The sequence below is a fragment of the Moellerella wisconsensis genome (genome assembly GCF_022592395.1).
Classification (GTDB): domain Bacteria; phylum Pseudomonadota; class Gammaproteobacteria; order Enterobacterales; family Enterobacteriaceae; genus Moellerella; species Moellerella wisconsensis.
Map to the genome: position 1 here is coordinate 1304245 of NZ_CP093242.1, position 14329 is coordinate 1318573.

Here is a 14329-nt window from a genome sequence, read left to right on the forward strand (position 1 = left end):
TGATAGTCATCAGTAACACATTTTTTTATAGCAAAACCATCAATTATAACAAACTAATAATTTTAAATATTAACCGATTGCATGATATTTACCAACTCAGCAATATTTTTCACCGCCATTTTCTCCATCACGCGAGAGCGGTGAACTTCCACAGTACGTACCGAAACACAAGCTACATCGGCAATTTCACGGTTAAGCATTCCTTGGATGACATAGGCACAAATATTCTTTTCCCGTGGCGTTAGGTTATGATAACGCTGCATATTTATATATTTCTGAGTAGCTTTACGAGTGGCTATTTCTGCATGTGCAAGCGCGTTGATCAGCGATTGGCTATCAATAGGTTTTTGCAGAAAATCAATGGCGCCAAATTTCATTTGTTCGACCGCCATCGGGATATCACCATGCGCGGATAAAAAAATGACCGCTAAAGTACTGTGAGCATCTAGCAATTTTTTGTAGACCTGACGGCCATCGATTTCTGGCATTCTCATATCTAACAACACTATGCCTTCAGTTAATAGATCTACATTTTCGATAAAATTTTTACTGTTATTCCAAACTTGGCTTTCGTAACCGAGTGTTTCGAGTAGGAATTGGCAGGCATCAGTGACATCCGGGTCATCATCAACTAAGTGAATGATTGGCATCTGGTTTGGCCCTTAGAGCAAAATAATTATGTATTATATCAGTTATATCAAATAATTCCGTGGTAGAGAACGGCGTAAAAATACGCCTATCTTTTATAGCGGATTATTTTTTTGATGAACGCAATCTTGCGGGAAAATTAACGTCATTCTTAATCCCATTAGGTGTTTATTTGCGGTTTGTTCTTCTGCGGCATTATTATCAACAATGTTATCAGTCGAGTCTTCAAATAATTGATTTTCTAGTCGAATATCACCACCTTGGCTACGAATTAACCGCTGACAAATAACTAATCCCAAGCCTAAGCCATCTTGTTTAGTGGTCGAAAAAGGTATGATGCCACGGTGTAATTGTTGATCGCTCATACCGCCTGCATCATCTTGTAAAATCAATAAAAAGTGATTGGGACCCGGATGTAATTCAAGGCGTAATTTTTCAGCGCCTGCCTGCAAGCTGTTATTAATTAAGTTGGATAATAATTGTTCTAGCAGTGTATCTGGTAGATGTAATTCGATATCGTCACCTGTGGGTAAAAATAGTTGTGCTTTAGGATAATACTGTTCAATACGCAGCAGCCGCCAGAGATGAAGAACGGTTTGGATAATCGGTTGATAGCTATAATTTATTGGCTGATCTTGATGTGTTTTACCCACCCATGAGCGCAGATTTCGTATGATATCTGCTCCGCGTTGTGCTTGAGTATCTATCTTTTCTAAGGCTGGGATCAGTGGATGTTGCTCGGATTCTTGTTTCAGGCGGATAACACTACCTTGGGCATAATTGCGGATTGCCGATAGTGGTTGATTGAGTTCATGAGCAAAACCCGATGCCATTTCGCCCAGAATACTCAGGCGCTGAGCCTTTTCTAAATCGGCTTCTTGCTGACGTAATTGATTATGAGCCTGTTCTAATTGGCGACTTTTACGCCGCACCAGAAAGGCAATCCAAATATGATTAATGCCTAAGAGAATAAAAATCAGCGCAATACCGCTAATAGCCAGTTGATATTGCACAATCCAACTGACGATATCACGCCAAAATTGACGTTGTTGAGGATGTTGATTCACCGAGCGCAGCAGGGCTTCAACTTGGCTAACTGAAGAGGGCGCTCCCCAGAGTAAGCCATCATTGTCAGAAGATAATAATATACGGGTCACTTTATCTACCAAATTATCGGGCACATTATTTAGCGCGGCGAAAGACCAATTAGGATAAAGCTCGGTGCTAGTAAGACAAGAAGATGAGGCCGGATGTTGGATCAATGGGCGAAACAACTGTGGATTAATTAACCCTTCTTTTTGCATATTTTCTAATAGGCAACTGGGCACAATCGCTGCAGATAATGTTTTGTCCCTTAAAGCATAAATCAAAGCATCCGCCGGAAAGCCTAAAAACTGCATTCTAAAGTCTTTATTCGGATCATAGCCATTATCACGAATGACTTTATACCCCAACAAATAACCGCCAAAAGCATCTGGAGAAATAGCTCCAACATTTTTACCAATTAAATCATCTAGTGAGTTCACACTGTCATCATTGCGCACCAAAATCAGGCTGCCTAACACATTACGTGTTTGGTTATTGGGTTCCCGTGGCGAACGCAATGATAACAGCCAGCGCAGATTATAGCGGCTATCCAATTGAATAAATTGTGCGGGATTAGTTAATAAAAAATTCACTTGCTGACTTTCAACGGCTTGACGCATTTCATCTAAATTGAGTGGCACTAAACGAAAATGTTCTGTGGGAATATCTTTATTAAGTGTGTCGACTAATTGTTGCCAGTAATTTTGTGTTAATACCGAACCGCGTAATGCCAGCACGCCGATCGTCCATTCTGCGGCATGCAGAGAAAAGCTGCATAACATAAGTAAAATTACCGACCATCGATGCGATTTGTTGATATTTATTTTCATCATATTTGAGTTATTACTTGTTTTAGATCAAGTCTAGTTCGGGTATGTGGTAAACCACAATAGGGAGAGCAAGTATCGGTTTCATACAATGAAGCTATTCCCATTCGGCCTCTGGTGCAGTTAATACAACCTGAGCTCATCGGGGAACGGAGTAACGATAACATACCGAATTTAAACAAAAATGAAAATAACAGCGTTATCGACCGTATCAGTATATGAGTGATCGAAAGGCCGCAGAAGATGGCCTTAACCATCAAATTCTTAATTAAATATTTTGTATTAGCAGTGTAATACTGGAGCCAAATATGGATCTGAGTAAACGTAAATTTCTACAACAGCTCGGCGCATTAACCGCAGGAGCATCATTAGTTCCGATTGCAGAGGCGGGGATTAATTTCTCCCCAACTCGACGAGAAGGTTCCCCAGACCGACGTTACGGCATGTTAATTGATTTGCGTCGATGTGTCGGTTGTCAGTCATGTACGGTGAGTTGTTCGGTGGAAAACCAATCCCCGCAAGGGCAATTCAGAACATCGGTGAATCAATATCAAGTATCAGTGAACGGTCAACAGGGGATCACTAACGTATTATTACCGCGCTTGTGCAACCATTGTGATAACCCACCTTGTGTTCCTGTTTGCCCTGTACAAGCTACTTTCCAGCGTGAAGATGGCATTGTGGTGATCGACAATGAGCGCTGTGTTGGTTGCGCTTATTGCGTTCAAGCTTGCCCATACGATGCACGATTTATTAACCATTCTACGCAAACCGCTGATAAATGTACTTTTTGCGCTCACCGATTAGAAGTTGGATTGTTACCTGCGTGTGTTGAATCTTGTGTTGGTGGCGCGCGAATTATCGGCGATTTAAAAGATCCAAACAGTACATTACGCCAAATGCTAAAACAGCATGAGTCTGAAATTAAAGTATTAAAACCTGAACAGGGCACATTACCGCAGGTTTTCTATCTCGGATTAGATGATGCATTTGTACAGCCACTGGTGGGCAAAGGCCAGCCCGAGTTATGGCAGGAGGTATTTTGATGAACTCACAAGTCACAACCATCGCTGAAATTATGGCACAGCCGCAGGAGTTCTTTTGGCTACCGTGGGCGGTGCAATATTTCTTCTTTATTGGCATTTCTGCGTGTGCAGTGTTGTATGCCTGTTGGCAGCATTGGATGGGACAATCACAGAATCAGCGCTTAGAAATGATAGCGGTTTTTATTGCTATCACGATGGGGATAACTGCCCCTTTAGCCTTGACCGCTGACTTGCATCAAACCGCACGTGTTTGGCATTTTTATGCGTATCCGACGCCATGGTCATGGATGGCATGGGGTTCGGTGTTACTGCCGATGTTTACCACCTTTCTCGGCCTGTATTTCGTGGCACTGGTGGTAAAACAGGTGTGGCATAAAGAATTTAAAGCCACACGATGGATAGCATTATTGGCGGCATTATCAGCTATCGGTTTATTACTGTATACCGGGCGTGAAGCCTCAGTTATTCGCGCTAGGCCGATTTGGTTTAGTTGGTGGGTACCAGTATTAATGTTCCTTAGTGCGATGCAAGCGCTCCCAGCACTGATTAGCTTAGGCGCTCGCCGTGAGCCTCAATATCAGAACTTATTAGCGCGTTGGCAAACTGTGACCTTGCTATTACTGGCAGTCAGTTTTGCTTTATGGATAGCGGGCGATACGATCTCCGGTATTGCTATTCGTGAGCAGCTGCAATTTGCTAGCCCAGGCTGGTGGATGTTAATCGGGATGTGCGCACTGTGGCTGATGGCATTAATTATGTCGATTAGCAATATGAGCAAAACCCGCTCAGTGGTTTATATCACCGTATTAGCCTTGGTTTCTATGGCATTAACCTGGTCATTACGTTGGGTCTTCTTAATGGAAGTCCAAGCCGTACCTAAAAATAACATCCTCTATAATCCCTATGTGTTCCCGTTAGGAACCGATGGTTTACAGGGGCTTATCGGTACGTTCTGTCTATGGATAGCGTTAATTATTATTTTTCGTGAAGGTATTCGCTGGTGTGTTAGGAGAGTGCAACATGGCTAAAACTACAAGACGTCAATGGCTGAAAGGCGGATTAGTTCTCGGGGGATTGGCCGCCTTCGGCGTGAGTTATCGCGATGTCGCAAAACGCGCGGTTGATGGCTTAGTCAATGGAACATCGGGTAAAGTCACACTGGACAGAATTAATGGTAACTCGTTGATCCCAGAAGGGAAGGCTACGGGCATTAGCGGATGGCAACCCAATCCACAGCAAGTGGTTGCCATGACACAATGTTTTGGCTGCTGGACGCAATGTGGTATCCGAGCGCGTATTGATCGTGAAACCAACGATGTTATTCGAATAGCCGGCAATCCGTATCATCCATTATCTCAAGATCAGCATTTTGCTTATAACATGCCATTGGAAACCGCATTTAATAAAATGTCCGGTGAAAGTGGACTAGAAAGTCGCTCAACCGCTTGTGCGCGTGGGGCAACGTTAATGGAAGGGCTAACTAGCCCGCAACGTATTCTTGAGCCGATGAAACGGGTCGGTAAACGTGGCGAAGGTAAGTGGCAACGGATTAGTTTTGAACAGTTGATCACTGAAGTGGTTGAAGGCGGAAACTTATTCGGTGAAGGCCATATTGATGGCTTACGTGCAATTCGTGACCTCAATACGCCGATTGACCCTAATCAGCCCAAATTGGGACCTAAAGCTAATCAGTTGTTAGTTACCAATGCCGGTGATGATGGTCGTGATACTTTTATTCGTCGCTTTGCTCAAAATAGTTTTGGCAGTAAAAACTTTGGCGCGCATGGATCATATTGCGGATTAGCCTATCGTGCCGGCTCAGGGGCATTGATGAATGATTTGGATAAAAATGCCCACGTTAAACCAGATTGGGATCATGTCCGTTTCGCACTATTTTTAGGAACCTCTCCAGCGCAATCCGGTAATCCGTTTAAGCGACAGGGGCGCCAATTAGCCAATGCACGTTTGCGCGATTCATTTAATTATGTGGTAGTGGCGCCAGCACTGCCATTGACCACTACTTTAGCCAATGATCATGGGCACTGGGTACCGGTCCAGCCGGGAACTGATGCGGCATTAGTGATGGGTATGATCCGTTGGATCATTGAAAATGAACGCTATAACGCCAGTTATTTATCGGTGCCAAGTGAAAAATCAATGCACGCGGTCGGTGAAAAAAGTTGGACTAACGCGACTCATTTAGTCATAACCGATGATCAACACCCCTTAGCAGGGCAATTATTATTAGCTTCGCATCTTAGCGGTGAAGGCGATGATGAAAACGCATGGTTAGTCGAAACCCTTAATGGCGAGTTAAAACCGGCTGATCAGGTTGAGCAAGCCGCTTTGTTTGTCACGCGTAATATTAGATTGCACGATGGCAGTGAAGTTACCGTGAAATCCAGCTTCCAATGCTTAAAAGAATCAGCACAACGTATGACACTAGAGCAATATAGCCAGCGTTGTCAGGTACCTGTCACCACTATTGAATCATTAGGTAAAGCACTAACCTCTTATCAGCGTAAAGCCGCAGTTATCTCTCATGGCGGTATGATGGGCGGCAACGGCTTTTATACCGCATGGTCAGTAGTAATGCTTAACGCATTGATTGGTAACTTAAATCTTAAAGGCGGCGTGTCTGTTGGTGGCGGTAAATTCAATGGTGCGACCGATGGCCCATGTTATAAAATGGACAGTTTTGCGGGCAAAATAAAACCAAAAGGTATGGTGCTTTCACGCAGTAATGAAGTGTATGAAAAATCAGACGAATATCAGACGCGAGTCGCCGCAGGGCAATCGCCTTATCCGGCTAAAGCACCATGGTATCCTTTCGCTAAAGGTCAATTGACCGAACAACTGGGTTCTGCTTTAGCTGGGTATCCGTACCCATTGAAGGCGTGGATCACTAATATGACTAATCCGCTATATGGTATTGCGGGTATTCGTCAGGTCATGGAAGAAAAGCTGAAAGATCCCCAGCATTTGCCGTTGATTATTGGCATTGATGCCTTCATGAACGAAACTACGGCATTGGCTGATTATATTGTTCCTGATACCCATAACTTTGAAAGTTGGGGGTTTAGTGCGCCATGGGCGGGGGTTCAAGTAAAAGCCAGTACTGCCCGTTGGCCGGTGGTGGGATCTCGTACGGTAAAAACGGCAGATGGCCAGCCTGTTTCGATGGAATCATTTTGTATTGCAGTGGCTAAGCAGCTGGATTTACCGGGCTTTGGTGATAATGCGATTGAAGATACCGAAGGGAATAAATACCCGTTAAATACCGCAGAAGACTACTATTTACGCATTGCGGCTAACATGGCTATGTTGGGCGAAAAACCGGTCGCACCACTAACTGAGCAAGAAGTATTAATCAGTGGTGTTGACCGCATTATGCCAGCAATAACTCAGATTTTAAAACCGGATGAACAGCTGCGTGTGGCGTATATTTATAGCCGAGGGGGCCGATTTGCTCCGCATGAAAAAGCGTGGGATGGCGATGCAACGGGTCCTCAGTGGAAAAAATCGCTGCAAATTTGGAATCCAACAGTCGCAGCTAATCGCCATGCCATCACTGGTGAGCGCTACAGTGGTTGCCCAACCTATTATCCTCCTCGTTTATCAAATGGCGACGATATTGATCAGGTTTATTTACCTCAAGAGTGGCCGCTCAAATTGATGTCATTTAAATCGCATGTTATGAGCAGCTCGACAACGATGATTGAACGTTTGCGCCATGTTAAACCGACCAATTTAGTGGCTTTAAATCCAAAAGAGGGTGAGAAAATGGGAGTAAAACACGGTGATTGGGTCAAAATCATAACTCCGGGAGGAACGGTTGAAGCGCAAATTAGCTTACTCGATGGAGTAATGCCTGGCGTGCTAGCGATTGAACATGGCTATGGGCACAAAGAAATGGGCGCCAGCCAACATTATCTGGATGGCCAAGCGATGGCGATGAACAAAGCGAATGCTTCAGGCATCAATTTAAATGATCTTGGTTTTGCTGATCCAACGCGTGAAGTGACTAATACCTGGTTAGATTGGGTCTCTGGCGCTTCTGTACGGCAGGGATTACCGGCAAAAATAGAGTTAATTAGTTAGATATAGTGTTTAACATTATATAAAAATTTAATTTGTAATTATGAAAGGAGAAGAAATTCTCCTTTTTTCTTTTTTAGATCGAAGATTTATCGGTTAATGGCTCATTTAGCGGTTTAAACCCTTTAAATTAGCATGGTTTTTTGTTTGACAATTTTGGGTCATAATATTCAATAACCATCAAAAGTGGACACTGCGTGGACATTCTTGATATTAAACGTATAAATATTAGCTAGTTACAAAGGAATTAAGAACACCATGCCAGTGTTACATAATCAAGTTTCAAATAAAGTATTAAAAGAAAGAATGTTGGCGGAGACTGAGCCACGGACCACGATTTCGTTTTATAAATATTTTACCATTGCTGACCCACAAGAGTTTCGTGATCGTTTGTATAAACTGTTTTTAGAGTTACAGGTTTTTGGTCGCGTATATATTGCAAAAGAGGGAATTAATGCACAAATAAGTGTGCCTTCCTCGAAGGTTGAGGCACTGCGTGCACTGATTTATAGCATCTCACCGGAGCTAGATAATTTGCGTTTAAATATCGCACTCGATGATGATGGTAAATCTTTTTGGGTATTACGCATGAAAGTTCGTGACCGCGTGGTTGCCGACGGGATCACGGATGAGAGTTTTAATCCATCAAATACAGGGCAATATCTAAAAGCTGAACAAGTTAACCAGATGTTAGACGATCCGGACGCAATATTTGTTGATATGCGTAATCACTACGAATATGAAGTTGGACATTTTGAGCAGGCAGTGGAAGTTCCATCGGATACTTTTAGAGAGCAATTGCCGATGGCTGTAGATATGCTCAAAGATCAAAAAGATAAAAAAATAGTTATGTATTGTACCGGCGGTATTCGCTGTGAAAAAGCCAGCGCTTATATGCTACATAACGGCTTTGATAATGTTTATCATGTCGAAGGTGGCGTTATCGAATATGCGCGTAAAGCCAAAGAACAAGGTTTACCTTTGCGTTTTAAAGGCAAAAACTTTGTTTTTGATAATCGCATGGGTGAGCGGATCACCGAAGATGTTTTAGCACATTGTCATCAATGTGGTAGCGAATGCGACACTCATACCAATTGTAAAAATGATGGTTGTCATTTGTTATTTATCCAGTGCCCAACGTGCGCCGAAAAATATGAAGGTTGCTGTAGCGTGGCTTGCCAAGAAGAATCTAAACTGACTGAAGAAGAGCAGCGTAGCCGTCGTGCTGGGCGTGAAGTTAGTAATAAGATTTTTAATAAATCACGTCATCGTTTATCTGCAGGTTTTATCAATCCAGAAAAATAGAATAAAAAGCACCGTATTATTTTTTAATTTAATACGGTGTCTTATTTTCACCTTAATAGTTAAATTTATTATTAATATAAATATTTAAATATATTATAAATAAAAAATAATTCGATTCTATTTTTAACAAATACCTTTGCTGTAATATGTCTTTTATGAGAATAAACGGTACTATTACTAATACCTAATCGTTTAGAAATAACATGATTAGGGATCTCATTCATCCAGCTATTAATTATACACTGTTCTTGATAACTAAATACTGATGAATTTAACTCATGGGTTAACTGAGTAATATGTTCTATTTGAGAAGAATCAAAAATCAGTTTATCCAGCGTTTTTTCAATAATATTTTTGGACATTAAGAAAAAGTTATCTTTTAATAACACTGGTTTATCAGTAAAAGGATAAGGGGCGTCAATATAAATATAAAAACGAGTATTTTGAGCCACCTTAAATAAAGATTGCAACCGTGGGCAAAAATCTGAATGATGACAATAATAAGTTAAATTTACCAAGATAATTGTAGGATTGTCATTCTTTACATATGCCGTTGCATCAGTAATGTTGTTGACGCTCACAAATTTAAGAGAGTCATTTTTTGATAAATATTCTGTAATACCAAGACGTGTGTAATAACACTCATCAATGATTAATATCTTCATTTGAACATCCTTGTCCTTTAATGGAGATTACAATAAATGGAATTTGATATTACTGTCAACTAAATAAAGAAAAATATATGATTTATTATTTCTATGTGTTTTAAATTAATTTAATTCTATACAATTAATCCATTGATGTTTTAGTATTTAATCTGACTAAGTAGATAAAACCAGTCTGTAAATTTGATGATTTTTAGTGCGGGGATTAATATAACTAGGGTTATTAATTATATTGCAAGTAATTGTAATGGGTATTCATTGCTTGAATACCCATTATTTTCGCTAGTGCTTTTTATGATCTAACTCATTATATTCACTGGACTCTATCTTATCTATTCCAGCTTGTAAAATATGAATAAGTTGTTTTGCTACATCGGTAGTAAGCCACATTGTTTTATCAATAGTCGCATTCTCTGCGGCTTCAGTATGACCTGAAAGATAGTGTAAACGTAGCATCATAGCATCATAGGTGTCGACGGTACTGATATCCCAACCAACAACAGGATGAGTTTGAATAACATCATCTTTTCTATCCATAAAACCTCCTAATCAAACTACGTGATAATTATTAATATCGTGAACTGACTAAGAGCGAGGCACTTATAACAATAAGTGATGCCAGTATAGAGAGATTTCAATAATAGAAAAGAGAAAAATTTTATCTTTTAAAAAGAATTCTAGATTAGGATAGTAAAATGAGGGGGGCAAAAGGGATAGTTGAATAGCTAGAAATTCAACAGTGTTCGGGAATGAACGCAGTAATACGGGAGTTGCCGACGATAGATAAATCGATCGCCGGCAGACAAATAATTACTCTACGTTGCTGATTGTCCAGTGAATATCTTCGGCAGCCAGGAACGGGATCAGTTGGTCATCACCGCATTGAATAGATTCTACCGCAATGGTGGTTTTTTTTTCTAATTTAACTCGACCATCATTGATTGGAAGGTTATAAAATTTAGGACCATTGAGTGAACAGAATGCTTCAAAATGATTAAGTGCATTCATTTCTTCGAACACAGTCGCATAAGCAGCCAGTGCTGTAGGTGCATTAAAAACGCCAGCACAACCACAAGAAGACTCTTTACGGTGTTTAAGATGAGGTGCAGTATCGGTACCTAAGAAAAATCGGTCACAACCACTGGTAACAGCATTACGTAAAGCTTCTTGATGGATATTACGCTTAAGGATAGGTAAACAGAATAGATGAGGACGAATTCCGCCTACTAGCATATGGTTACGATTAAACATCAAATGCTGTGGCGTTAATGTAGCGGCAATATATTTATCTCCTGCCAGCACATATTCGGCAGCTTCTTTAGTCGTGATATGTTCAAACACAATTTTAAGCTGTGGAAACTGCTTTCTTACGGGCTCCATGACCTGTTCAATAAAGAATGCTTCGCGATCAAAAATATCAATATGGCTTGCGGTAACTTCACCGTGTACTAAGAGTGGCATGCCTATTTTTTCCATCGCAGCTAGTGCGGGATAAATCCTTTTAATATCAGACACACCATGAGTAGAATTAGTGGTGGCATTGGCTGGATAAAGTTTGCAAGCCGTAAACACGCCTTGCGTGAAACCGTCAATTAGCTCCTGTGGATCGGTATTGTCGGTGAGGTAACAGGTCATCAATGGAGTAAAATTTTGACCTTGTGGTACGGCTTGTAGAATACGTGTGCGGTATTCTTTAGCTGCCTGAATTGTGGTGATGGGAGGTGCCAAATTAGGCATCACAATTGCTCTGCCAAAAAATTGACTGGTATAAGGAACCACTGTTTTGAGCATCTCATCATCACGAAAGTGTACATGCCAATCGTCAGGACGGCGGATGGTTAAAGTCGTTGCAGGGATAGTCATAGAACCGGCTCCATTATCAGAACAATAATTATAGGTGAGCAGGGTGCTCAGGCCGGGATAGGATGATAAATTGAAATAACTAAAATAGCTATTATTCTTTATAAAGAATAATGTGATCATAAGATGATCAATGAAAATAAAGAATTAGTATGTTATTGGAATAGCTGCAATGAAAGTAATAATTAAGATATGTTGGATTAGAGAGTTTTAATGAAGAAAATATAATGATGCGTTTGAAGTGGCTCCTCCAACTGGACTCGAACCAGTGACATACGGATTAACAGTCCGCCGTTCTACCAACTGAACTATGGAGGAATTGCTTCAAAGCGAGAAGGATATTAACGTTCTCAGAATGGAAAGTCAAAGGAGAAAAAGAAAAAAAAGTGCGTTTGGTGATTTTCTGTTCTTATTGCTGGTTGTTTGGTCAAAATTAATCGGTTAGCTAAAGAACAGGTCAAAAGCGGCAGAGAATTTTATTTTAATTGCCTATTTTTATTAACTCGTTAAGTTAGATAGTAGCTTAGTTAGAGATCTTAGTTAGATAGCAATGCTAAAACACCCTGTTAATTTATGGGAGGATATACGAGGTGATTAGTTTGAAAATTAATGACTAAATCTGTGTTTCACAAATTAGAAAATACAGTTAGTACAGTACTGTTAGTATAAATAGCTATTAGGCTAAATGACAAATAGCAAAAAGCCCGCATAAAGCGGGCTTTTCTAAATCTGGCTCCTCCAACTGGACTCGAACCAGTGACATACGGATTAACAGTCCGCCGTTCTACCAACTGAACTATGGAGGAATTACTGTGTTCCTGAGAACGAGGCGAATATTAACGATCATTGCTTGGCTTGTAAAGCATTAAAATACAAAAAAATGCTGACTGGCTAATCAATGTTCAAAAAGATGATTTTTTGTCTGTTTTCCATGACTTTGGTACAAAAAAAACGCAATAAATATTATCGTGATTTTTTGATGAGCAGATCATTCCTCGATTGCGATCAACATATATAATTTAAAAAATAGGTTGTCGGTTAAAAATAACCAGAGAATAAGCTTATTGAATTTGATCTTATGTCCGTACTATTGCGAAGTTATGCTGATTTTAAATAACTGCTTATAGGGAATAGTTTTACGGAGGTGAGGTAGATATGATTGGCTGAGGCTGAAATATTGGCTAGTATGGGAGTAATGACTATAGTTAGGAAATAGCCAATAATAAATAGCAAAAAGCCCGCATAAAGCGGGCTTTTCTAAATCTGGCTCCTCCAACTGGACTCGAACCAGTGACATACGGATTAACAGTCCGCCGTTCTACCAACTGAACTATGGAGGAATTGCTGTGTTCCTGAGAACGAGGCGAATATTAACGAGTTCGATGAGTGCTGTCAACGATAAAAATAACTATTTTTATCAACTGACTATACAGTGTTCACTGTGGTTAACTTTTATTCTATTTCATTGAAAATTGGTGATTTTTACATCATGGATACGCGAGCTTCTGGCGTTGATATTTCAGGGTAGGCGATATGATAGATATCATAAAAAGACACTTCACTCTTTAAGGCCTGTAAACGGGTTATTTCTTGTTTCATCTGAGGGTTAACTTCTGAAGAAGAAAGGATTTTATCCAAACAGTCAGCAGAAATCATTTCATCAACAAACCACTCGCCATTATAGCAGACGCGTAAATCCAGCACGCCGATATCTTCAAAACGATAAATTGGTTTAATATCAAACAATAGAATACCCGCCAGTAGGATAAACAGTACCGTAAAGCCAATTAGCCACGACAGCCCAAAATAAGGTGCATATAAAATCAAAAATGCTAAAGGTATATAAGCTAATAGCATACCTAAGCAGAGAATAGGGTGATTAACGATAAACTGGCTATTGAAGTAAGGCTTCCCGGTACGATGTTCTTTCTTATTTATATTATTTAGTTCGTCGGTTAAGATTGTTTGTATGCTATCCATAATATTTTACCTAATTCTTTATAGCGCCAATGTGTTCACATGTAATCAGGATATCATGGGGTTTATAAATTGTTATATATCAGTTGCAATTTTTATTGTACTAGATTGTATTATGTTGACTGCTTCTTCCATAGTCATGTTTATTTAGAAGCTTGATGAATGTATGGCAGAAAATGATAGATAATAGAAACTAATACGATGATTAGTTTATTGTAACCAGATATAGAATAAGATGTTTTTCTATATAAAAATTTTTATAAAAGTGACTAAGGTTAAAGTTATTCATTTTTTTTTAATATTAATAATAAAAGTAGTTGCTATTATTCTTCACTCGTGAGTTAATAAGTTACGGCCTGAAAAACAGTCCTATTTGATGTACGATTACTGAGTTTAGTGTGTTGTGTAAATGTTATCCTTGATAGCTTTTGACCGCTTCCTTCTTAGTGTTTTTTCGATTAAATAGTCGACTCTGGCCAGTATCTATGCCAAACGGCAAGTTTTTTTGATGTTATATAGGAAAAGTCAAATGTCTGACAAAATGAAAGGTCAAGTTAAGTGGTTCAACGAGTCTAAAGGCTTCGGTTTCATCACTCCAGCTGATGGTAGCAAAGACGTATTCGTCCACTTCTCAGCCATTCAAACCAATGGTTTTAAAACTCTGGCAGAAGGCCAGCAAGTTGAATTTTCAATTGAAAATGGCGCTAAAGGCCCAGCAGCTGCTAACGTAACTGCTATCTAAGCTCTGCTTCGATACTAATTTCTAAAGCCCGTCACTTCTTAGTGACGGGCTTTTTCGTTATGGCTAGAATATAAT

Annotated in this window: 11 protein-coding genes and 3 tRNA genes; 5 read left to right on the forward strand and 9 right to left on the reverse strand. The window is 40.0% G+C overall.

The features are described 5' to 3' along the window. Positions 1–62: 62 nt before the first annotated feature. Complete coding sequence (gene ttrR / locus MNY66_RS05700) at positions 63–650, reverse strand: tetrathionate respiration response regulator TtrR (RefSeq protein WP_047256805.1); 588 nt, start codon at positions 648–650, stop codon at positions 63–65. Positions 651–743: 93 nt separating this feature from the next. Then, on the reverse strand, positions 744–2516 hold the full coding sequence (gene ttrS / locus MNY66_RS05705; RefSeq protein ID WP_241501658.1) for a tetrathionate respiration histidine kinase TtrS: 1773 nt from the start codon (positions 2514–2516) through the stop codon (positions 744–746). 353 nt (positions 2517–2869) lie between these two features. Here ttrS and ttrB point away from each other — a divergent pair, with 353 nt between their 5' ends. The 4 genes from ttrB (at position 2870) to trhO (ending at position 9010) form a co-directional block, all read left to right on the forward strand. Beyond that, the gene (gene ttrB, locus MNY66_RS05710) at positions 2870–3607 is read left to right on the forward strand and encodes a tetrathionate reductase subunit TtrB (RefSeq protein ID WP_047256807.1); all 738 of its coding nucleotides are present in this window, start codon (positions 2870–2872) and stop codon (positions 3605–3607) included. Then, entirely contained in the window at positions 3607–4635 is a 1029-nt protein-coding gene (gene ttrC / locus MNY66_RS05715; RefSeq protein WP_047256808.1) for a tetrathionate reductase subunit TtrC, read from the forward strand. Before ttrB ends, ttrC begins: the two co-directional genes overlap by 1 nt. Then, on the forward strand, positions 4628–7708 hold the full coding sequence (ttrA, locus tag MNY66_RS05720) for a tetrathionate reductase subunit TtrA (protein ID WP_241501659.1): 3081 nt from the start codon (positions 4628–4630) through the stop codon (positions 7706–7708). Before ttrC ends, ttrA begins: the two co-directional genes overlap by 8 nt. 255 nt (positions 7709–7963) lie before the next feature. Beyond that, positions 7964–9010, forward strand: a complete 1047-nt coding sequence (gene trhO / locus MNY66_RS05725; protein ID WP_047256810.1) for an oxygen-dependent tRNA uridine(34) hydroxylase TrhO — start codon at positions 7964–7966, stop codon at positions 9008–9010. A gap of 71 nt (positions 9011–9081) precedes the next feature. Here trhO and MNY66_RS05730 read toward each other — a convergent pair whose 3' ends face one another. The 7 genes from MNY66_RS05730 to MNY66_RS05760 all read right to left on the reverse strand — a co-directional run bounded on the left by MNY66_RS05730 (position 9082) and on the right by MNY66_RS05760 (position 13515). Then, the gene (locus tag MNY66_RS05730; protein ID WP_241501660.1) at positions 9082–9675 is read right to left on the reverse strand and encodes a LuxR C-terminal-related transcriptional regulator; all 594 of its coding nucleotides are present in this window, start codon (positions 9673–9675) and stop codon (positions 9082–9084) included. Between the two features lie 282 nt (positions 9676–9957). Next, positions 9958–10212 (reverse strand): biofilm formation regulator BssS, encoded by a 255-nt coding sequence (gene bssS, locus MNY66_RS05735; protein WP_047256812.1) that lies wholly within the window; start codon positions 10210–10212, stop codon positions 9958–9960. A 273-nt stretch (positions 10213–10485) separates the two neighbouring features. Continuing rightward, positions 10486–11538 (reverse strand): dihydroorotase, encoded by a 1053-nt coding sequence (gene pyrC / locus MNY66_RS05740; protein ID WP_241501661.1) that lies wholly within the window; start codon positions 11536–11538, stop codon positions 10486–10488. 239 nt (positions 11539–11777) lie between these two features. Then, positions 11778–11853, reverse strand: a tRNA-Asn gene (locus tag MNY66_RS05745). Positions 11854–12265: 412 nt separating this feature from the next. Then, positions 12266–12341: transfer RNA gene (locus MNY66_RS05750), tRNA-Asn, on the reverse strand. Between the two features lie 458 nt (positions 12342–12799). Beyond that, a tRNA-Asn gene (locus MNY66_RS05755) sits at positions 12800–12875 on the reverse strand. A gap of 142 nt (positions 12876–13017) precedes the next feature. Continuing rightward, positions 13018–13515 (reverse strand): YlaC family protein, encoded by a 498-nt coding sequence (locus MNY66_RS05760; protein ID WP_241501662.1) that lies wholly within the window; start codon positions 13513–13515, stop codon positions 13018–13020. 526 nt (positions 13516–14041) lie between these two features. Between MNY66_RS05760 and cspE the strand changes: the two genes are divergently transcribed. Next, positions 14042–14254 (forward strand): transcription antiterminator/RNA stability regulator CspE, encoded by a 213-nt coding sequence (gene cspE, locus MNY66_RS05765; protein WP_047256815.1) that lies wholly within the window; start codon positions 14042–14044, stop codon positions 14252–14254. The last annotated feature ends 75 nt before the right edge of the window (positions 14255–14329 follow it).

Excerpts from the sequence above, each read along its gene's own strand:
- ttrR (WP_047256805.1), bottom strand. The coding sequence starts at position 650 with ATGCCAATCATTCACTTAGTTGATGATGACCCGGATGTCACTGATGCC.
- ttrS (WP_241501658.1), bottom strand. The coding sequence starts at position 2,516 with ATGTTATGCAGCTTTTCTCTGCATGCCGCAGAATGGACGATCGGCGTG.
- ttrB (WP_047256807.1), top strand. The coding sequence starts at position 2,870 with ATGGATCTGAGTAAACGTAAATTTCTACAACAGCTCGGCGCATTAACC.
- ttrC (WP_047256808.1), top strand. The coding sequence starts at position 3,607 with ATGAACTCACAAGTCACAACCATCGCTGAAATTATGGCACAGCCGCAG.
- ttrA (WP_241501659.1), top strand. The coding sequence starts at position 4,628 with ATGGCTAAAACTACAAGACGTCAATGGCTGAAAGGCGGATTAGTTCTC.
- trhO (WP_047256810.1), top strand. The coding sequence starts at position 7,964 with ATGCCAGTGTTACATAATCAAGTTTCAAATAAAGTATTAAAAGAAAGA.
- MNY66_RS05730 (WP_241501660.1), bottom strand. The coding sequence starts at position 9,675 with ATGAAGATATTAATCATTGATGAGTGTTATTACACACGTCTTGGTATT.
- bssS (WP_047256812.1), bottom strand. The coding sequence starts at position 10,212 with ATGGATAGAAAAGATGATGTTATTCAAACTCATCCTGTTGTTGGTTGG.
- pyrC (WP_241501661.1), bottom strand. The coding sequence starts at position 11,538 with ATGACTATCCCTGCAACGACTTTAACCATCCGCCGTCCTGACGATTGG.
- MNY66_RS05760 (WP_241501662.1), bottom strand. The coding sequence starts at position 13,515 with ATGGATAGCATACAAACAATCTTAACCGACGAACTAAATAATATAAAT.
- cspE (WP_047256815.1), top strand. The coding sequence starts at position 14,042 with ATGTCTGACAAAATGAAAGGTCAAGTTAAGTGGTTCAACGAGTCTAAA.